Here is a 20,241-nt window from a genome sequence, read left to right on the forward strand (position 1 = left end):
TGTGTAAAGTTTACTCGGGCTTGGTGTCGATATTTTTCCATTCCCCCTGAATTAACAGCTCATGAGGGAGATAATTGCGCTTGTAATTCATCTTGCGACACGCCTCCACCAGATAGCCAAGATAGAGCCAGCTTCGCCCGGTTCGCCTGGCCAGATCGAGCTGGCAGAGGATGGCAAAGGTGCCCAGGGAGCGATCGGCATAATCCGGATCGAAGAAGGTGTACATAGCGCTCAAGGAGTGGGGTAGCAGGTCTGTGGTGGCCACGCCGATAAGACGGCCCTCCTTGCGCATCTCCAGATAGAGTGGCGGCATCCAGTCACAATGGAGAAATCCGCGATACTGGCTACGGTTGGGGGGATACATGCTGCCATCGTGATGGCGTTCGCGGATATAGCGTTCGTAGAGCAGGTAATACTCGGGTTTGTCATCATAGCTCAGGACGATCTCGATATCCCTGTTGAGCTGGCGGATCCGTTTCTGGCCGCGGCTGGGGCGAAAGCGCTCGCTGTGAATACGAAGGGATTGGCAGGCATGGCACGCCGGGCAGTGGGGGCGATAGATGTCGTTGCCACTGCGGCGAAAACCGGCAGTCAACAATCGCTCGTAGCCGTTGGCGTTGAGCAGATTGTGATCCATCAGCACCAGCAACTGCTCCTGTTCATGGTCCAGATAACTGCAGGGATGCTTGGGAGTCAGCCCTACTTTGAGGATCACTTCTTCAGTCATAAGCTGATCTCCCCCTCTTGCCAGCAGGAAGCCAATAGTGGTTGATGGCCAAGGCGCGCCAGCTCAGCCAGAAAACGGGCCCGTGGCCACTCCTCGATACCCAGGGTCGCCAGAAACGGGTTTTGCATCTGGCAATCGATGAGGGCGCCGTGATGGCGGGCGAAGTGGCGACAGAGTGCCACCATGGCAAGTTTGGCGCCGTTATCAATCCGGCTGAACATGGATTCACCGCAAAACAGTCGGCCGATAGAGAGGCCATACAGTCCCGCTTGCAGCTCTCCCTCCTGCCAGATCTCGATAGAGTGGGCATGACCCAGTTGGTGCAACTGCTGGTAGGCCTCGATCATGGGTTGGCTGATCCAGGTGCCATCGGCAGTGCGACGAGGGGCGGCGCAGGCGGTAATGACTTCATTAAAGGCGCGATTGACAGAAATATCGAATGGGGTACGGCGGATAATCTTCTGCAGTGTCCGCCCCACATGGAGTTGGTCGGGACGGATCACCCCGCGGGGATCCGGTGACCACCACAGGGTCGGCTGGTGGGGTTCATTCCACGGGAAGATTCCCTTGTGGTAAGCTGCCAGCAATCTGGCAGGGGAGAGATCCCCGCCGATCGCCAGCAAGCCGTTGGGCTCTTCCAGCGCATGGCCGGGGTCGGGAAACCAGCAAAGCTCATCATCCAGTTGGGTAAGATAGCGAGACATAAGGCAACGAGGTTCATAGATGAAGGCCATTATCCTGATAGTATCCAGCTTGTTCTGCTTTGTCACGGCGCCTGCCGTGGCGGAGGTCTACCAGCGCAATACCGCACGGCCGGTCAATCAGGTGGTGTTTGGTCAGGTCGAAACGGTGCGCAATATTACCCAGCGCCAGATCCTGGAGTCCGAGCACTCTGGCTGGAAGACGCTGGGTGGTGCCGTGTTGGGCGGTCTGCTTGGCAACCAGTTTGGCGGCGGTCATGGCCGTGAAATCGCCACCGCCGTCGGCGCGCTCGCAGGTGCTGCAGCTGCGCAGCAATACCAGTCCGGGGGAACCGTGGTGGAAAACAAGTTGGTGGAGCTGCTGATCCGCAACGAACAAAATGCTCTTATCAACGTGATCCAGGATTATGATCCCGCCATGGTCTTTGCCAATGGGGACAAGGTGCGCATTCTCTACTTCGATGATGGGGTGCGGGTGGATAAAACCTATTGATGCTCATGTTGCATGATGCAGTTGCGGCCAGCATGCTTGGCTTGATAGAGCAGTTGGTCTGCATCGTTGAGTAGGTTACCTAGCTCATCCGATGGGGTGTTGGTGATGCCAAAACTTATGGTTATCGAAAAGACAGCATTGTCTACCCTGATCTCTTCCTGTGATATTGCCACTCTAAACTGGTCTAGTCTCTCAAGCAGGCATGAGAAACTTGGTTGTTTACTGAGAATGCAAAACTCTTCTCCGCCGAGTCTGGCCACCAACTCTTCCTTGAAGTATTCCTTTAACTTCTCTGCGACCAGTTTAAGTACAGTGTCGCCGATGTGATGCCCATGTTGGTCATTGACACGTTTGAAGTGATCGATATCGAGTAAACAGGCCGTCAGCGTAGGCTGTTCTTGCAGCCATTTGTTGCCGTGTTCGAACAGAAAACGGCGGTTGTAGAGATTGGTTAGATAGTCGCGATTGGCTGTATCACGGATGGTATCCATTAGCTCCAGTGTCTCCAGATTATGGCCAACCCGGCAGTAAAGCTCTTCGGGGGTGAACGGTTTGCTCAAAAAATCATTTGCCCCCAGTTTGATGAATCGGGCTGAAAGCGTTTTGTCTTCAGAGCTGGAGAGTCCAAGAATAGCGAGAGACTGTTTATCGAAGATGTCCCGTAGTCGCCGAACCAACTCTATACCATCCATCTGTGGCATTAGATAATCGGTCACGATAAGACGAATGGTAGGATGCTCCCTGAGCAGTTGTAACGCTTGTTGGCCAGATTCGGCTTCAAAGACGGTCAATAACTGACGACGTAGCAGGTTGGCAATATGGTGGCGTGACATCATTGAATCGTCCACTACCATGACCTCGATAGCGCGGTTATTAGAGAGGCGTCTTACCATACTGACAGTGTATTGAGCACTGAAGCGGGAATCCTTGATGATGTAGTCAAGTGCGCCTTGTTCGAGCCAATAGCGTCTGGAATCTTCGTTGAGGTTAGCAGTCAGGATAATGACAGGCACCCCACGAGCTAATAATGCGCTGGCCGCTTCACCATTTGGTGCATCGGGCAATGTCAAATCGACTAACGCCACAAAATAGTCACCATGATGCTTGGCTAGACACTCGGTCAGGGTATATACAGCATCCACTTCCAGATTGAGATGTTGGCGGATGGCTTGTGTCAGCATACGGCTTATGGTCTGACTATCTTCCACCAGAAGAAGTTTATTCATTACGCGAGTTCCCTGCGAGAGCGACATTCTATCCAATAAAGCAAAAGGTATACCAGAGTATACCTTTTGCCAGTCATTGCGTTGTTAGAGAGCCGTGCTTTTATTGCGCGTCAAGGTAGCGTTCGGCATCGAGGGCTGCCATGCAGCCGGTACCGGCAGAGGTGATCGCCTGACGGTAGTTGTGGTCGGCCACATCGCCGGCAGCGAAGACACCTTCAATGCTGGTCTGGGTGGCAAAACCGTCGAGGCCGCCGCGTACCTTCAGATAGCCGTTTTGCATCTCCAGCTGGCCATCGAAGATCTGGGTATTGGGCTGGTGGCCGATGGCGATGAAGACGCCCATCAGCGGCAGCTCGCTGGTGCTGTTGTCCTGAGTGTTGCGCAGGCGCACACCGGTGACCCCCATCTGATCACCCAGCACTTCGTCCAGGGTCTGGTGGGTGTGCAGCACGATGTTGCCGCTCGCAACCTTGTCGTGCAGACGCTTGATCAGGATCTTCTCGGCACGGAATTCGTCGCGGCGGTGGATCAGGTGCACCTTTTTGGCGATGTTGGCCAGATACAAGGCTTCTTCAACTGCGGTGTTGCCGCCGCCGATCACCGCCACTTCCTGATTGCGATAGAAGAAACCGTCACAGGTGGCACAGGCAGAGACGCCGCGCCCCTTGAAGGCCTCTTCGGAGGGCAGACCCAGATACTTGGCGGAGGCACCGGTCGCGATGATCAGGGCATCGCAGGTGTACTCGCCGTTGTCGCCCTTGAGACGGAACGGGCGCTGAGTCAGTTCGACACTGTTGATGTGATCAAACAGGATGCGGGTATCGAACTTCTCTGCATGCTCTTTCATGCGCTCCATCAGGGCAGGGCCGGTCAGCCCTTCCGGATCACCTGGCCAGTTTTCCACTTCGGTGGTGGTGGTCAGCTGACCTCCTTGCTGCATGCCGGTGATGAGCAGGGGATTGAGGTTGGCGCGGGCGGCGTAGACGGCCGCGGTGTAACCGGCCGGGCCTGACCCTAAGATCAGCAATTTGCTGTGAGTGACTTGGCTCATGATGTCATTTCCGGGATGTGATGAGTTTGCGCGATTGTAGGTAATTCGTGATCCGGGGTCAAAGGCTGGTGAGTCGATTGCACTAATCGTGTTCACAAGGGGTGACATACAAAATAAAGGAATAAAAAAACCGCCCATCGCGGGCGGATTTTCACTCATCTCCAACTGGCGCAGGCCAGCGCAGATCAGTTCAGCAGGGTCAGGGGATCCGTGTAGGCAAGGCCATGTGCCACGGCCACTTCCTTGCAGGTGAGTTTGCCCTCCATCACGTTGAGCCCGTGCAACAGGTTGGGGTCGCTCAGCAGTGCCTGACGATATCCTTGCTGGGCCAGCTTGATGATAAAGGGGAGGGTGGCATTGTTGAGCGCCACGGTCGAGGTGCGGGCCACCGCCCCCGGCATGTTGGCGACACAGTAGTGCACCACCTCATCGACAATATAGGTCGGATCCTGGTGGGTGGTGGCGTGGGAGGTTTCCACACAGCCGCCCTGATCGATGGCCACATCGACGATGGCAGAACCCGGCTTCATGCGCGCAATATGGTCACGGCGGACAAGTTTTGGCGCAGTGGCACCCGGCACCAGCACGCCGCCGATGACCAGATCGGCCGCCAGCAGATGGCGCTCCAGTGTCTCGCTGTTGGAGTAGACCACCTTGGCCGCTCCCTGGAACTCGTTATCGAGACGACGCAAGGTATCGACGTTGTTGTCGAGGATGGTGACATCCGCGCGCAGGCCAATGGCCATGCGGGCTGCATTGGAGCCGACCACGCCGCCACCGATGATCACCACCTTGGCTGGTTCGACACCGGGTACGCCGCCGAGCAGCACACCGCTACCACCGCGCGATTTTTCCAGCGCCTGGGCACCCGCCTGAATAGACATGCGTCCGGCCACTTCCGACATGGGGGCCAGCAGGGGCAGGCCGCCACGGCCGTCGGTGACGGTTTCATAGGCGATACAGATGGCGCCGCTTTTCAGCAGGGCTTCGGTCTGGGGCAAGTCTGGCGCCAGATGCAGATAGGTAAACAGGGTTTGACCCGGGCGCAGCATGGCACATTCTACAGGCTGAGGTTCCTTGACCTTGACGATCATCTCGGCTTTGGCGAAAACCTCTGCTGCAGAGGCCAAAATTTCGGCTCCAACAGCGATATAATCTGCATCGCTGAAGCCAATGCCGTTTCCGGCACCGCTTTGGACGAAAACAGTATGGTTTCGTGCTGTCAGTTCACGTACACTGGCCGGAACCATGCCTACGCGGTATTCATGGTTTTTTATCTCTTTAGGTACACCGATAATCATGCTATCCCTCGTCTATAGATTGGTGTTTCATGTTGCCAAAATGTTAACCAACATTTGCGCCTAGTATATTCAGGTATTGACAGGATTTGTGACCATAATTATAAAATGACTGGTGATTCTTACCAAAAAATAGCCAAAGGATGGAATAAAATGATGGAAGCTAAGAGTCGGCTAAAGGATTTGGACAGGATTGACCGCAACATTCTTAATGAACTGCAAAAGGATGGCAGGATTTCGAATGTTGAGTTGTCCAAGCGAGTTGGCCTGAGTCCTACACCGTGTCTGGAACGGGTTCGTCGCCTCGAGCGACAAGGTTATATCGAAGGATATGCCGCTATTCTGAACCCTCATTATCTGGACGCATCTCTGCTGGTGTTTGTAGAGATAACCCTCAATCGCGGGGCGCCTGATGTGTTTGAACAGTTCAACAAGGCTGTTCAGGTGCTCGAAGAGATCCAGGAGTGTCATCTGGTTTCCGGTGACTTCGACTATCTGCTCAAGACCCGAGTCAGCGACATGTCGGCTTACCGCCGTCTGTTGGGGGAAACCCTGCTGCGTCTGCCCGGTGTCAATGACACCCGCACCTACGTGGTGATGGAAGAGGTCAAGCAGAGCAGTCGTCTGGTGATCAGCACCCGATAAAGCAGGTTATGCCGTGGTATCTTTTCCATATGAGACACCATGACAGTCAGAAACGAGCGGCCGGTCCGCTCGTTTCTTCTTGTAAAGATAATTGCAAATATGGCCCCGTCCCATCAGGCTCTGGCTGACAATCGATGGGCTTTTCGGGGATACTAGGCCCCCTTATTTCCTGCATTACATGTTTTCAGAAAGGAGCCGGAGTTTGGCCGATAAAAAGCTGTTTACTCCTTTATCAGGTACACAACGGATCTTCGAAGCCGTCTTGATCGCCATCACCCTGATGGCTGCTTATCTTCTGCTTGCCCTGTTGTCCTATCATCCCGCTGATCCCGGCTGGTCCCAGACCTCCTGGCAAGGGGAGGTGAAGAACCTCGCCGGTAGTGCCGGTGCCTGGCTCGCCGACATCACCATGTTTACCTTTGGTGCTTTCTCCTATCTGGTGCCGCCGCTGGTGGTACTGCTAGGCTGGAGTCTGTTCTGGCGCCCGAGCCGTCTGCTCGATGTGGATTACCTCACCCTGGGGGTGCGGATCATCGGCTTTATCCTGACTGTGCTCGGCATGTCGGCCATTGCCAGCATGAACTTCAACGATATGCAGAACTTCTCCGCCGGTGGTCTGGTGGGGGATGTAATAGCCTCCGCGGTGGTGCCGCTGTTTGGCGGCGTCGGGGCCAACCTGATGCTGCTCTGCTTCGTGGCAACCGGCATCACCCTGTTTACCGGCTGGTCCTGGCTCACCATCGTCGAGCAGATCGGCGCGGCCTGTACCGGTTCTGTCAGTGCTGTTTACCACTTCCCGACCACCCTCGGCCGCTGGCTGACCGGTGGCTGGCGTCAACCCCGCAACGAGGGGCCGGATCCCTTGCTGGAAGGCGGGGTAGGGGCCATCGCGTTTGATGACGAGGAAGATGAGCCGCACACCAGCTGGACGCGCAAGCCCAAGGGCAAGAACCAGAAGGCTGCCTCCGAAGAGTGGCTGCCGGAACTCGACGACGATACCTTCGAGTTCGACCCACAGTTTGATGATGAAGATGATGAGCCGGCTCCGGCTGCCAAGCCGAAACGTGCGGTGGCGGCCGCCAATGGTCGCCGCCAGCCGGTACTGGCTGTGGCCGATGACGATGATGAGGACGATCTGGATCTGCCCTGGGCCGAAGGGGACGACGAGGTTGCCGCGCCGGTAGCCGTCGCACCAACCAAGCCCAAGCGTCGTCCACAATCTACGCTGCCGCCGTTGCCGAGTATCGAGCTGCTCGACCGTCCACCAGCCAAGACCCAGATGATGAGCAAGGATGAGCTGGATCGCATGGGCCGTCTGGTGGAGGCCAAGCTTGCCGACTACAACGTGCAGGCCAAGGTGGTCGGTGTCTATCCGGGCCCGGTTATTACCCGTTTCGAGCTGGATCTGGCGCCGGGTATGAAGGCGAGCAAGATCACCAACCTCTCGCGCGATCTGGCCCGCTCCCTCTCTGCCAGCAGTGTGCGGGTGGTGGAAGTGATCCCGGGTAAAACCTATGTCGGTATCGAGCTGCCCAACCGGGTGCGTCAGACCGTTTACCTGCGCGAAACCCTCGACTGCGATGCCTTCCGCGATAGCCGCAACCCGCTCACCATGGGCCTGGGTCAGGACATCGCAGGGGAGCCGGTGGTGGTGAACCTGGCCAAGATGCCGCACCTGCTGGTGGCCGGTACCACAGGTTCAGGTAAGTCGGTGGGGGTCAACACCATGATCATCTCGATGCTCTACAAGTCATCCCCCGATGACCTGCGCTTTATCATGATCGACCCCAAGATGCTGGAACTCTCGGTCTACGAAGGGATCCCGCATCTGCTGACCGAGGTTGTGACCGACATGAAGGATGCCGCCAACGCTCTGCGCTGGTGTGTGGGGGAGATGGAGCGCCGTTACAAGCTGATGTCGGCAGTCGGGGTGCGCAACCTCAAGGGCTACAACGACAAGGTACTGGCCGCCATCGAGGAGGGGGAACCCCTGCTGGATCCGTTGTGGCGTCCGGGTGACTCCATGGATCAGATGCCGCCAGAGCTGGAGAAACTGCCCCACATCGTGGTGGTGGTGGACGAATTTGCCGACATGATGATGATCGTCGGCAAGAAGGTGGAAGAGCTGATCGCCCGTATCGCCCAGAAGGCGCGGGCCGCCGGTATTCACCTCATTCTGGCGACCCAGCGTCCGTCGGTGGATGTCATTACCGGTCTTATCAAGGCCAACATCCCGACCCGTATTTCGTTCCAGGTATCGAGCAAGATCGACTCCCGTACCATCATCGATCAGGGCGGCGCCGAATCTTTGCTCGGTATGGGCGACATGCTCTATATGCCGGCCGGTACCTCCAACCCGACCCGGGTACACGGTGCGTTCGTCGATGATCACGAAGTGCACAAGGTGGTGGCAGACTGGAAACTGCGCGGCGAGCCGAACTACATCGAGGAGATCCTCTCCGGTGAGTCGGGTGGCGAAGGTGGCAGCGGCGAATATGGCGGTGGTGGCGATGAAGAGCTCGATCCCCTGTTCGACGAGGCGGTCGCTTTTGTGGTGGAGTCCCGCCGTGGCTCGACCTCCAGCGTCCAGCGCAAGTTCAAGATTGGTTACAACCGGGCAGCCCGTCTCATCGAGCAGATGGAGAATCAGGGCATCGTCAGCTCACCGGGTGGCAATGGTCAGCGCGACGTGCTGGCACCGCCTCCGGTGCGGGACTAAGCCTCACCGTTTCATACTATCCCTGGCCATGCCCTCCGCGGGCGTGGCCTTTTATCGAGAACGTCTTTATGAAGAGCGTGATGAAAAAACAACTGTTGATGGGTACCGTGCTGCTGATGGCCAGTAGCCAGGTGTGGGCCGATGCGGCCAGCGATCTCAAACAGAAGCTGGCGGGGGTGAGCCTCTTCTCCGCCAAATTTGCCCAGACCGTCTATGACAGCAAGGGCAAGGAGCTGCAAAAGGCCAGCGGCGACCTGCTGGTGCAGCGGCCAAACCGTTTCAACTGGCACACCACCTCGCCGGACGAGAGCCTGATCGTGGCCGATGGTCAGGATGTCTGGGTCTATGATCCCTTCGTCGAGCAGGTCACCGCCCTCAAGCTGAAAGATGCGGTGCTCAACACCCCCTTTATTCTGATTGCCGGCAATGACGACAAGTTCTGGAAGAACTATGACGTGACTCAGGAGGGGGATGTCTATACCGTCACCAGCCGCAACAAGGATGAGCTGATCGCCTCCTTCCGTGTCACCTTCGACAGACAAGACAACATCAGTCGTTTCGATGTGAAAGAGGCGCAAGGGCAGTGGAGTGAATTCACCCTGAGCAGCTTCAACCGCAAGCCGGTGCTAAAGGGCAACGAATTTGTTTTCAAGATCCCGAAGGGGGTCGAGCTGGACGACCAGCGCTAATGAGCAAGCGGTCGTTGGATTGCTCGCCACAGCGCCAGTCAAAGGCGAGTGGCGTGACGCTGGGTGGTCAATACAGATGAGCAACTTGTCGCTGGATTTCTCATCGGACTTTCGTCCGCTGGCGGCCCGGATGCGGCCGCAAAACCTCGACCAGTATATCGGTCAGCAACATATCCTGGGGGCTGACAAGCCCCTGCGCAAAGCCATTCTGGCGGGTCACTGCCACTCGATGATCCTGTGGGGGCCGCCCGGTACCGGCAAGACCACGCTGGCGGAGCTGATGGCTCACTACTGTCAGGCGGAAGTGGAGCGACTCTCTGCGGTCACCTCTGGCATCAAGGAGATCCGCGCCGCCATCGACAAGGCGAAGGAGAACAGCTGGCGCGGGGTGCGCACCATCCTGTTTGTGGATGAAGTGCACCGCTTCAACAAGAGCCAGCAGGATGTGTTCCTGCCTCACATCGAAGATGGCACCATCACCTTTATCGGTGCCACTACCGAAAACCCCTCGTTCGAACTCAACAACGCACTGCTCTCACGAGCCCGGGTCTATCTGCTCAAGCGACTGGAGGAGAGCGATATTCTCGCCATGCTCGATCAGGCGATGACCGATCCCCGTGGTCTTAATGATCCGGCACTCACCTTCGCCCCCGGCGTCAAAGAGGCGTTGGCTAAGGCAGTTGATGGGGACGGGCGAAAATCCCTCAACTATCTGGAGCTGTTGGCCGACATGGCCGAAACCGACAGCACAGGGGCGCGGGTGATCGACAGTGCCCTGCTCGCCGCCGTGGTGGGGGAGCACGTGGCCCGCTTCGACAAGGGGGGGGATCACTTCTACGACCTTATCTCGGCGGTGCACAAATCCATTCGCGGTTCGGCGCCGGATGCGGCGCTCTATTGGTACGCCCGTATGGTGAGCGCCGGTTGCGATCCCCTCTATATTGCCCGCCGCTTGCTGGCGATTGCCTCGGAAGATGTGGGCAATGCCGATCCGCGCGCCATGCAGGTCGCCCTGTCGGCCTGGGATTGTTTCCATCGGATCGGTCCGGCGGAAGGGGAGCGGGCCATCGCCCAGGCGATCGTCTATCTCGCCTGTGCCCCGAAAAGCAATGCGGTCTACACCGCCTGGAAGGCGGCGCTTCATGATGCCAAAAACCTGCCTGACTTCGAGGTGCCGGTACACCTGCGCAATGCGCCGACCAAATTGATGAGCGATCTGGGCTATGGCGCCGAGTATCGCTACGCCCATGACGAGCCGGGCGCCTATGCTGCGGGCGAGCAGTATTTCCCGCCCGAGCTTGCCGGCAAGCAGTACTACCAGCCCACCGATCGCGGCCTTGAAAAGCAGATTGGCCAGAAGCTCGATTACCTCCATGAACTGGACAGGCAAAGTCCGCAGCAACGGGGCAAATAGCCCCTTTGTTACCTCGCATGGCTGAAAATTGGTCAGGCGTTTGAATATGCAGGACGGTTTGCATGCCAAAGTCGGTAAAAACGACACAAATAGTCCCTGTTCGGGCGGGGGGGCGGTCTGCTACACTGCCCGTCTGACCCCGCTTGTCTTGGCCTTGCGCCATCTTCTTGATCTCGAAGGCCTGATTGTTGAGGCCCGATTCTGAAGACGATTGGGGTGCGCCAACCGATGTTAACTTCCGGATCTGTTTCCCAGCCCGTCATGACGACTCAGGCCCAGATCCCATTTTAAAAAAGTAGGTAAACCATGCTGGATCCCAAATATCTGCGCAGCGATATCGAAGAGGCTGCCGCTCGTCTGGCGACACGTGGCTACGTTCTGGACGTAGCGGCTGTCAACGCTCTGGAAGAGAAACGCAAGGATCTGCAGTCCCGTACCCAGGAGCTGCAGGCCGAGCGCAACGCCCGCTCCAAATCCATCGGTGAAGCTGCCCGTCGTGGTGAAGATGTTGCCCCGCTCAAGGCCGAAGTGACCAAAATCAACGACGAGCTGGAAACCAGCAAGGTCGAGCTGGATGCCCTGCTGGCCCAGCTGAAAGCCATTGCCGACGCCATCCCCAACCTGCCAAGCGAGACCACGCCGGTGGGCCGTGACGAGAACGACAACGTGGAAGTGCGCCGCTGGGGTACCCCGCGCGAGTTCAGCTTCCCGGTACGCGATCACATCGATCTGGGCGAAGCGGCCAAGGGCGTTGATTTCAAGAACGGCGTCAAACTCTCCGGTACCCGTTTCGTGGTGATGAAGGGTCAGATTGCCCGTCTGCACCGTGCCCTGGCTCAGTTCATGCTGGATCTGCACACCCAGCAGCACGGTTACACCGAGTGCTACGTGCCCTATCTGGTGAACCCGGACAGCCTCTATGGCACCGGCCAGTTGCCGAAATTTGCTCAGGACCTGTTCAACACCGGTATCGAAGGTGAAGGGGAAGAAGAGGGCAAGCTGCGCAAGTTCTCTCTGATCCCGACCTCCGAAGTGCCGCTCACCAACATGGCCCGTGACGAGATCTTTGACGCGCAAGAGCTGCCAATCAAGATGACCGCTCACAGCCCCTGCTTCCGCTCTGAAGCCGGTTCCTACGGTCGTGATACCCGTGGCCTCATCCGTATGCACCAGTTCGACAAAGTCGAAATGGTTCAGCTGGTTCACCCGGAGAAATCCTGGGATGCGCTGGAGGAGATGGTGGGTCACGCCGAGAAGGTGCTGCAACTGCTGGAGCTGCCGTATCGCGTGATGGCGCTCTCTACCGGTGACATGGGCTTCTGCGCTTCCAAGACCTACGATCTGGAAGTGTGGCTGCCGGCCCAGAACACTTACCGCGAGATCTCCTCCGTCTCCAACTGCACCGACTTCCAGGCGCGCCGCATGCAGGCTCGCGTGCGCATCGACGGCAAGCCGCAGCTGCTGCACACCCTGAACGGTTCCGGTCTGGCGGTGGGTCGTACCCTGGTTGCCGTGATGGAGAACTACCAGCAGGAAGATGGCCGCATCGCCATCCCGGCTGCGCTGCAATCCTACATGGGTGGCCTGACCCACATCGGGTAAGCTCACACCGCAGACCACAACGCCATGGCATTGCCATGGCGTTGTGCATTCTGGCGCCGATCAACCGTTTTAGTGCTGAAAAAATGCGGCTTTTCGGCGTCGCTTTGAACAGTTAACACATTTTTATCAAGCAATGCGCAATCGTTTTTGTTAGACTGCGCCGCAATTTCGCAGGACATCTTTTTCTATGGTCTGGATTGATTACGCCATCATCGGCATCGTCGGTTTCTCTGCTCTCATCAGCCTGGTGCGCGGCTTCGTCAAGGAGGCCATGTCTCTTGTCACCTGGTTCGTCGCCTTCTTTATTGCCAGCCATTTCTATCCCGATCTCGCCGTCTATTTTACCTCCTTCTCCGACGCGCTGGTTCGCAACGGTCTGGCCATCGCGGCGCTGTTTGTGGCGACCCTGATCCTCGGCAGCGTGGTCAACTATGTGGTGGGCCTGTTGGTGGACAAGACGGGTCTCTCCGGTACCGATCGGGTGCTCGGGGTCTGCTTCGGTGCAATTCGCGGGGTGCTGATCGTCAGTGCCCTGCTTTTTTTCATGGATACCTTCACCAGCCTCTCCCAGAGCGACTGGTGGGTGGCGTCCAAGCTGGTGCCGGAGTTCAAGCCGGTGATCCAGTGGTTTTTCGGGTTCATGTTGAACTCATCCAGTTTTCTTAAACAGGTATAGTGACTTCGAGGTAGCAAAGACATGTGTGGTATTGTCGGTATAGTTGGCACCACCCCCGTCAATCAGGCCCTCTACGACGCCTTGACGGTGTTGCAGCACAGGGGACAGGATGCCGCCGGGATCGTGACCATTGATAGTGGAAACTTCCGGCAACGCAAGGCCAATGGCCTGGTGAAGGACGTGTTTGAAGTGCGCCACATGCAGCGTCTGCAAGGGAACATCGGCATAGGTCATGTCAGATACCCCACCGCAGGCAGCTCAAGTGCCGCTGAAGCCCAACCTTTTTATGTGAACTCTCCCTACGGCATGGTGCTGGCCCATAACGGTAACCTCACCAACGCCAAGGAGCTCAAGGAGCAGCAGTTCAAGGTCGCCCGCCGTCACATCAACACCACCTCCGACTCGGAAGTGTTGCTGAACGTGCTGGCCCACGAGCTGGATCGCTGTGACAAGATGGCCCTGCGTCCCGAAGATATCTTCGCCGCGGTGCGCAGAACCCATCAGCAGATCCGCGGTGCTTATGCGGTGGTCTCGCTGGTGATCGGCCATGGTCTCATCGGTTTTCGTGATCCCAACGGCATTCGCCCACTGATCCTCGGTCGTCGTCAGGACGAGCAGGGCCAGGTGGAGTACATGCTCGCCTCCGAGAGCGTGGCACTCGACGCCATCGGTTTCGAGACGGTGCGGGATATTGCGCCGGGTGAAGCCATCTACATCACCGAGCAGGGCCAGCTCTTCTCCGAGCAGTGTGCGGAAAACCCGCAGATGAGCTCCTGCATCTTCGAATACGTCTATTTCGCCCGTCCCGATTCGTGCATCGACAAGGTCTCGGTCTACGCCGCCCGCCTCAACATGGGTCGCAAGCTGGGTCAGAAGATTGCCCGCGAGTGGGAAGATCTCGACGTCGATGTGGTTATCCCCATCCCCGAGACCTCCTGTGACGTGGCGCTGGAGATCGCTCACACCCTGGATCTGCCATATCGTCAGGGCTTTGTGAAGAACCGCTACATCGGCCGTACCTTCATCATGCCGGGCCAGACCCAGCGCAAGAAGTCGGTGCGCCGCAAACTCAACGCCATCAGCTCCGAATTCAAGGGCAAGAAGGTGTTGCTGGTGGATGATTCCATCGTGCGTGGTACCACGTCCGAGCAGATCATCCAGATGGCCCGTGAAGCGGGGGCAGCCAAGGTCTACTTCGCCTCGGCGGCGCCGGAAATTCGCTTCCCCAACGTCTATGGCATCGATATGCCCACAGCCAACGAGCTGATCGCCCACGGCCGTGAAGTGGAAGAGGTGTGCAAGCTGATTGGCGCTGACGGTCTGATTTTCCAGGATCTGGAAGATCTGGAAGCCGCCGTGCGGGAGATCAACCCGGATCTGCGTCACTTCGAGACCTCGGTCTTCAATGGCCACTACGTCACCTCCGACGTGGACCAGTCCTATCTGGATCACCTCAACGCCCTGCGCAACGATGACACCAAAGCGGTGCGTGAATGGCAGGAAGGCACCAGCAATCTGGAAATTTTTAACGAAGGCAGTTAAACGTTTGCGGTTTTTCCGGATGGGATAGCGAGATGGGGGCCAGTGGCCCCCATTGTCGTTTTTGCCTCACACCGGCAGAAGGGGGAGGAGATATCTGTTTGAAAAATATCCGCTTATTTTGCCGGATATGGGCATGGCCAGCGGGATCCGCTAGCATAGGCGGCAACATATATGATCGATACGCTTTTAAGAGACGAGAGTTCAGATGGATGATCTGCTAGCCCCAGTGCGCCAGTTTTTGCAGTGCGAGACCCCGGATGAGTGGGTGGAGATGGCGCGGGATCCGGCCCGTTTACCGACCCTGCTCATCGATCACGCCAACTGCGAGACCAAGGCCGCACTCACTGCCCACAGTCTGGTGCGCCGCTACTGCCTGCCCAAGGGCAAGCGCCATCTGCTGCCCAAGCTGGAGTTTTATCGCGAGTTGGATGCCATCCCGGAGAAGGCCGAGATCCTGGGCAAACGCAGCATGGGGGAGTCTGATCGCACCGTCTTTGCCGAGCTGGAACGCAATCCGCTGCTGTTTCCCATGGTGCGGCTCATTCAGGAGGAGCTGCATCACTTCGAGCAGGTGCTGGAGATCATGCAGGCCCGCGGCATCGAATACGGGCCGGTGACGGCCTCCCGCTATGCCCGTCAGTTGATGCAGCATGTGCGCACCCATGAGCCGGCCACCATAGTTGACAAGATGATCATCGGCGCCTACATCGAGGCCCGCTCGTGCGAGCGGTTTGCCAAGCTGGCGCCCCATCTGGACGAGGAGTTGAGCCGCTTCTATGTCTCTTTGCTACGCTCCGAGGCGCGCCACTATCAGGATTACCTGAGCCTGGCCGAACAGTACGCAGGGGAGGATATCAGCGAGCGGGTGGCCTTCTTTGGCAAGCTGGAAGCCGAGCTAATCTGCTCGCCGGATCCGCAGTTCCGGTTCCATAGCGGCCTGCCTGTCACATCTGACAGTTGTTGACGCACAGGGGGCAAACTACTATTGCCCTGTTCCTACTACGAGCGACAAGTAGTTACTTTTGAGCGCAATTCCCGGCCCTGAGCCGGGATCTTTTTTTCTGCCGTACCTCCTTCCTGCTTTTGGCGCTCTATGCTGAATCCCTGGCTATTTTTGCGTCTTCCCCTTGCGATGAAATCCTGTTCGATCAGCCGGTTATTGTGGTGATAAAGTGCTCATTCAAGTGGCTCACCCTTGTAGAAACGGGCGAAACCGTGTACTTTTTTGCCTTCGCAAGATTTGAATAACCAATCAATAGGAGCGTGTATGCGCATTGTTCTGTTGGGGGCTCCGGGCGCCGGCAAAGGTACCCAGGCTCAGTTCATCATGGAAAAACACGGTATTCCCCAGATCTCCACCGGCGACATGCTGCGTGCGGCGATCAAAGCGGGCACCGAGCTCGGTCTGAAAGCCAAAGCTGTGATGGACGCAGGTCAGCTGGTCTCTGACGACATCATCATCGGTCTGGTCAAAGAGCGCATCGCTCAGCCGGACTGCGCCAAAGGCTTCCTGTTGGACGGTTTCCCGCGCACCATTCCCCAGGCGCAAGCCATGAAGGACGCCGGTGTCGTGGTTGATTTCGTGCTGGAGTTCGATGTGCCGGACGAAGAGATCGTCAAGCGCATGAGCGGCCGTCGCGTTCACTCCGGCTCCGGCCGTACCTACCACGTGGTGTTCAACCCGCCGAAAGTGGAAGGCAAGGATGACGTGACTGGTGAAGATCTGGTGATCCGAGCCGACGACGAAGAGACCACAGTACGCAAGCGTCTGGATGTATATCATCAGCAGACCGCGCCGCTGATCGGTTTCTACGGCAAAGAGGCGGAAGCGGGCCACACCCGTTACGTCAAGATCGACGGCACCCAGCCGGTTGATCTGGTCAGCAAGCAGCTTGCCACCATTCTGGGCTGATCTTTGCTGCCGGCACTGTTTCCCGTGCCATCAGATAAATAAAGAGAAGGGCCCTGTCGGGCCCTTTTTGCATAATGACAGATAGACAGGAAGCCAACGTGACCACGAAAACCGGAATATTGCTGGTCAATCTGGGTACCCCAGCCGCACCGACCACCGCTGCCGTCAAAGCGTTCCTCAGCCAGTTCCTGCACGATCCCCGTGTGGTTGACCTGCCACGCTACCTCTGGTGCCCGCTGCTCCACTTCATCATCTTGCCGACGCGCTCGCCCAAAGTGGCCAAGCTCTATCAGCAGGTCTGGACCGAGCAGGGCTCGCCGCTGATGGTGATAAGCAAGCAGCAGCGCGCCGCACTGGAGCAGGAGCTCAAGCGGGAGGGGGTCGAAGTGCCGGTGGAGCTGGCGATGACCTATGGTTCCCCGTCAGTGAATGATGGCTGGCAGGCGCTCAAGGCCAAAGGGGTCAACCGGGTGATCCTGTTGCCGCTCTATCCGCAATATTCGGTCAGTACCACCGCCTCGGTCTTCGATGCCTGGGGCAAGGCGATGAAGAGAGAGCGCAATCTGCCAGTGGTACGGCTCATTCGTGATTATCACGCCCACCCCGAATACATTCAGGCGCTGGCCATGAGCGTTCGCCGTCACTGGGAGCAGCACGGTCAGGGTGATCACCTGCTGATGTCGTTCCACGGCATTCCCGAGCGCTACGAGAACGAAGGGGACCCCTATGGTCACCAGTGTCGCCATACCGCCAGCTTGCTGGCCGAGGCGCTCGGGCTGGAGGCCGGGCAGTGGACGGCCAGTTTCCAGTCCCGCTTTGGCAAGGAGGAGTGGCTCAAGCCCTACACCGACGTGACTATCGCTGGCCTGCCGGCCGCCGGGGTCAAGCGACTCGATGTGATTTGCCCTGCCTTTGCCGCCGACTGCCTCGAAACCCTCGAGGAAATTCAGGTACAGAACCGGGAGATCTTCATGGAGGCCGGTGGCGAGCGCTTTGAATATATTCCGGCCCTCAACAGCGATCAGGCCCATATCAGGATGATGGTCTCGCTCATTTGCCGCGAATTGGCATGAGTGACCGGCAGTCAGTCAAACAAGGAGTCGAGTCATGGTACATATCACGCTGATATACGCAGGCCTGCTGGGGCTGCTGTTTTTGGGGCTATCTTTCTGGGTGGTCAGACGTCGTGCCCAGTTCGGGGTGATGATAGGGCAGGGGGAGGCCCCCGAGCTGCTGGCGGCGATCCGGGCCCACGGCAATTTTGCCGAGTATGTGCCGCTGACCCTGCTGCTGATGGCGCTGTGCGAGCTATCCGGTGCTGGTGCGCTCTGGCTGCATGCCGGTGGCGCCATGCTGTTGGTCGGCCGCATCCTGCATGCCATTGGCATCCAGATCCCCAAAGCCCCCAATGTGCCCCGTTTTCTGGGCACCTTGCTGTTCTGGCTCGCCCTCGGCCTCTTCTCGGTGCTGGCTCTGTTGCAGGGGATGGTGGCCGCCTGAAAACAGGTGCTTTGTATGCTATTGAACCACCTCGGGCGGGGTGGTTTTTTTATGGTGAAAAGGCAAACGTTTTTCCTTGCGGGCCTTGTCTATACTGACTCCATTATTTAAACAGGGCGACTTTTCGGGGCGGCGGATTGTGTTAAAATCCCGCCCCTCTTTCCCCCAGAGCACAGAACATTGCCATGAAATTTCCCGGTCAGCGCAAGTCCAAACACTACTTCCCTGTCGACAGACGCGATCCCCTGGTTCCGCAAAATCCCCTGTTAACCGAGCTGGGCAAAGCCTACGTCGTCGGGATTGATCAGACCCTGGTTGATATTGAAGCCCATGTGGATGAAGACTTTCTGACCCGTTATGGTCTGAGCAAGGGGCACTCCGTCGTCATCAATGACGACGTGGCCGAACGGATTTATGACGAGCTCAAGGCCAATAACATGGTAGTGAGCGAGTTTGCCGGTGGCACCATCGGCAACACGGTACACAACTACTCGGTACTGGCCGATTCCCATTCCATCCTGCTGGGTGTGATGAGTCAGGACATTCGCATCGGCTGCTACGCCTACCGTTATCTGTGCAACACCTCTTCCCGCGTCAATCTGGACTATCTGCAGCCGGTTGATGGCCCCATCGGCCGTTGTTTCACCTTCATTACCGAGTGCGGCGAGCGCAGCTTCGGCATCAACGCCGGCAAGATGAACCAGCTGGATGTGCAGCACATCCCGGAAGATGTGATCAAAGGGGCATCTGCCCTGGTGATCACCGCCTATCTGGTGCGTGGTGACGATGGTGATCCGATGAAAGAGGCGGCCATGACCGCTGTGCGTTATGCCCGCGAGGCCGGTATTCCCGTGGTGCTGACCCTGGGCACCCGTTTCGTCATCGACGAAAACCCCCAGTGGTGGCGCGACTTCATTGCCGAGAACGTGACTGTGCTGGCGATGAACGAAGACGAAGGTGAAGCCCTGACCGGTATCGCTGATCCGCTCGGTGCGGCCGACAAGGCGCTCGACTGGGCCGACATGGTGCTCTGTACCGCAGGCCCCATCGGCCTCTACATGGCGAGCTACACCGACGAGGACTACAAGCGCGAGACCACTCATACCCTGCTGCCGGGCGTTATCCCCGAGTTCAATATGTATGAGTTCAGCCGCCCGATGGCCCGTGCCAAGTGCCGTAAACCGGCCCGTATCTACTCCCACATCTCCCCGTACATGGGTGGCCCGGAGAAGATCAAGAACACCAACGGGGCAGGGGATGGCGCCCTTTCCGCCGTGCTGCACGACATGGTGGCCAACTCCTATCACCGGATGAATGTGCCCAACTCCGCCAAACACATCTCCGAGTTCCTGACTTACTCCTCACTGGCCCAGGTGTGCAAATACGCCAACCGCGTCAGCTACGAGGTGTTGGCCCAGAGCAGTCCCCGTCTCTCCCGCGGTTTGCCGGAGAAAGAGGACAGTCTGGAAGAGGTTTACTGGGAGCGTTGATCTCCTGAATCTGCAAGACGCCTCCATCGGGAGGCGTTTTTGCAGGCAAATATGAGTTATCCCGGCTTTTTTCCCGGAATAACCCCAATATGCTTGAGTCCATGTCACTTTTACGACACCATTTGGCCATCGTATTGTCGCCCGACAATGCCGCAGCACCCGAAAGAAAGAGAGAACCCCATGAGCATGCTTAACGACAACCTTGACGCCAATTTCCAACTGTTTATCGAACAAGTCCGCGAGTCGGGTCAGGTGTGGGGTCTGCGCTATGGGGAAGACTGGGTCGTCTGCCGCTCAGCCGAATTTGAAGATGCCGACGTGATGCCGCTCTGGTCTGCCGAAGAGGACGCTCGTCTGCACTGCGTCGACGAGTGGGCCGATTACGAGCCGGAAGTGATCGATCTGGAAGAGTTTCTCGATATCTGGATCAACGATCTGGATGAAGACGATGTACTGGTCGGCCCGAACTGGAACGCAGATCTGGAAGGCCAGGAGCTCGAACCCATCGAGCTGGCCAAGGCACTGGTTGAACTGGACGCCTGAAAGCGCTTCCATT

20 protein-coding genes are annotated in these 20,241 nt (G+C 57.6%); 14 read left to right on the top strand and 6 right to left on the bottom strand.

Going from position 1 to position 20,241, the window contains the following annotated elements:
* Positions 1-10: 10 nt before the first annotated feature.
* Both ACB040_RS05895 and aat read right to left on the bottom strand, forming a co-directional pair.
* The gene (locus ACB040_RS05895) at positions 11-727 is read right to left on the bottom strand and encodes an arginyltransferase (protein ID WP_019445526.1); all 717 of its coding nucleotides are present in this window, start codon (positions 725-727) and stop codon (positions 11-13) included.
* Positions 724-1,431 (bottom strand): leucyl/phenylalanyl-tRNA--protein transferase, encoded by a 708-nt coding sequence (aat, locus tag ACB040_RS05900; protein WP_236268225.1) that lies wholly within the window; start codon positions 1,429-1,431, stop codon positions 724-726. Before aat ends, ACB040_RS05895 begins: the two co-directional genes overlap by 4 nt.
* A 19-nt stretch (positions 1,432-1,450) precedes the next feature.
* Between aat and ACB040_RS05905 the strand changes: the two genes are divergently transcribed.
* On the top strand, positions 1,451-1,921 hold the full coding sequence (locus tag ACB040_RS05905) for a glycine zipper 2TM domain-containing protein (RefSeq protein WP_338771282.1): 471 nt from the start codon (positions 1,451-1,453) through the stop codon (positions 1,919-1,921).
* Here the strand turns inward: ACB040_RS05905 and ACB040_RS05910 are convergent.
* From ACB040_RS05910 to ald, 3 genes are all read right to left on the bottom strand, one after another.
* Entirely contained in the window at positions 1,915-3,147 is a 1,233-nt protein-coding gene (locus tag ACB040_RS05910; protein WP_236295460.1) for a diguanylate cyclase, read from the bottom strand. The two genes, ACB040_RS05905 and ACB040_RS05910, sit on opposite strands and share 7 nt — an antisense overlap.
* Positions 3,148-3,247: 100 nt before the next feature.
* Entirely contained in the window at positions 3,248-4,198 is a 951-nt protein-coding gene (gene trxB / locus ACB040_RS05915; protein ID WP_019445530.1) for a thioredoxin-disulfide reductase, read from the bottom strand.
* A 185-nt stretch (positions 4,199-4,383) separates the two neighbouring features.
* On the bottom strand, positions 4,384-5,499 hold the full coding sequence (gene ald / locus ACB040_RS05920) for an alanine dehydrogenase (protein ID WP_005337098.1): 1,116 nt from the start codon (positions 5,497-5,499) through the stop codon (positions 4,384-4,386).
* Between the two features lie 150 nt (positions 5,500-5,649).
* Between ald and lrp the strand changes: the two genes are divergently transcribed.
* The 5 genes from lrp to serS all read left to right on the top strand — a co-directional run bounded on the left by lrp (position 5,650) and on the right by serS (position 12,565).
* Entirely contained in the window at positions 5,650-6,141 is a 492-nt protein-coding gene (gene lrp, locus ACB040_RS05925) for a leucine-responsive transcriptional regulator Lrp (RefSeq protein WP_005300047.1), read from the top strand.
* A 202-nt stretch (positions 6,142-6,343) separates the two neighbouring features.
* On the top strand, positions 6,344-8,860 hold the full coding sequence (locus tag ACB040_RS05930; RefSeq protein WP_371153470.1) for a DNA translocase FtsK 4TM domain-containing protein: 2,517 nt from the start codon (positions 6,344-6,346) through the stop codon (positions 8,858-8,860).
* 80 nt (positions 8,861-8,940) lie between these two features.
* Complete coding sequence (gene lolA, locus ACB040_RS05935; protein ID WP_041236057.1) at positions 8,941-9,549, top strand: outer membrane lipoprotein chaperone LolA; 609 nt, start codon at positions 8,941-8,943, stop codon at positions 9,547-9,549.
* Between the two features lie 76 nt (positions 9,550-9,625).
* The gene (locus ACB040_RS05940; RefSeq protein WP_021230553.1) at positions 9,626-10,963 is read left to right on the top strand and encodes a replication-associated recombination protein A; all 1,338 of its coding nucleotides are present in this window, start codon (positions 9,626-9,628) and stop codon (positions 10,961-10,963) included.
* Positions 10,964-11,269: 306 nt separating this feature from the next.
* A complete protein-coding gene (serS, locus tag ACB040_RS05945; RefSeq protein ID WP_005351225.1) occupies positions 11,270-12,565 on the top strand; it encodes a serine--tRNA ligase in 1,296 nt (431 codons plus the stop codon).
* Between the two features lie 2 nt (positions 12,566-12,567).
* On the opposite strand, the gene ACB040_RS05950 is transcribed toward serS, so the two are convergent.
* On the bottom strand, positions 12,568-12,744 hold the full coding sequence (locus ACB040_RS05950) for a hypothetical protein (protein WP_155396129.1): 177 nt from the start codon (positions 12,742-12,744) through the stop codon (positions 12,568-12,570).
* Positions 12,745-12,752: 8 nt separating this feature from the next.
* Between ACB040_RS05950 and ACB040_RS05955 the strand changes: the two genes are divergently transcribed.
* From ACB040_RS05955 to ACB040_RS05990, 8 genes are all read left to right on the top strand, one after another.
* A complete protein-coding gene (locus ACB040_RS05955; RefSeq protein WP_005337086.1) occupies positions 12,753-13,241 on the top strand; it encodes a CvpA family protein in 489 nt (162 codons plus the stop codon).
* Between the two features lie 21 nt (positions 13,242-13,262).
* Complete coding sequence (gene purF / locus ACB040_RS05960) at positions 13,263-14,783, top strand: amidophosphoribosyltransferase (protein ID WP_005351229.1); 1,521 nt, start codon at positions 13,263-13,265, stop codon at positions 14,781-14,783.
* A 205-nt stretch (positions 14,784-14,988) separates the two neighbouring features.
* Positions 14,989-15,747, top strand: coding sequence for a tRNA-(ms[2]io[6]A)-hydroxylase (locus tag ACB040_RS05965; protein ID WP_005346385.1), 759 nt, complete (start codon positions 14,989-14,991; stop codon positions 15,745-15,747).
* A gap of 303 nt (positions 15,748-16,050) precedes the next feature.
* On the top strand, positions 16,051-16,695 hold the full coding sequence (gene adk / locus ACB040_RS05970; RefSeq protein WP_005337083.1) for an adenylate kinase: 645 nt from the start codon (positions 16,051-16,053) through the stop codon (positions 16,693-16,695).
* Positions 16,696-16,793: 98 nt separating this feature from the next.
* Positions 16,794-17,768 (top strand): ferrochelatase, encoded by a 975-nt coding sequence (gene hemH, locus ACB040_RS05975; RefSeq protein WP_076494673.1) that lies wholly within the window; start codon positions 16,794-16,796, stop codon positions 17,766-17,768.
* A gap of 34 nt (positions 17,769-17,802) precedes the next feature.
* The gene (locus tag ACB040_RS05980) at positions 17,803-18,195 is read left to right on the top strand and encodes an MAPEG family protein (protein WP_338771263.1); all 393 of its coding nucleotides are present in this window, start codon (positions 17,803-17,805) and stop codon (positions 18,193-18,195) included.
* A 185-nt stretch (positions 18,196-18,380) separates the two neighbouring features.
* Entirely contained in the window at positions 18,381-19,685 is a 1,305-nt protein-coding gene (locus ACB040_RS05985; protein ID WP_005337079.1) for an inosine/guanosine kinase, read from the top strand.
* A gap of 180 nt (positions 19,686-19,865) precedes the next feature.
* A complete protein-coding gene (locus ACB040_RS05990) occupies positions 19,866-20,228 on the top strand; it encodes a DUF2750 domain-containing protein (RefSeq protein WP_005337077.1) in 363 nt (120 codons plus the stop codon).
* The last annotated feature ends 13 nt before the right edge of the window (positions 20,229-20,241 follow it).

It is taken from the genome of Aeromonas sp. S11(2024) (genome assembly GCF_041402345.1).
Taxonomy (GTDB): Bacteria; Pseudomonadota; Gammaproteobacteria; order Enterobacterales; family Aeromonadaceae; genus Aeromonas; species Aeromonas veronii.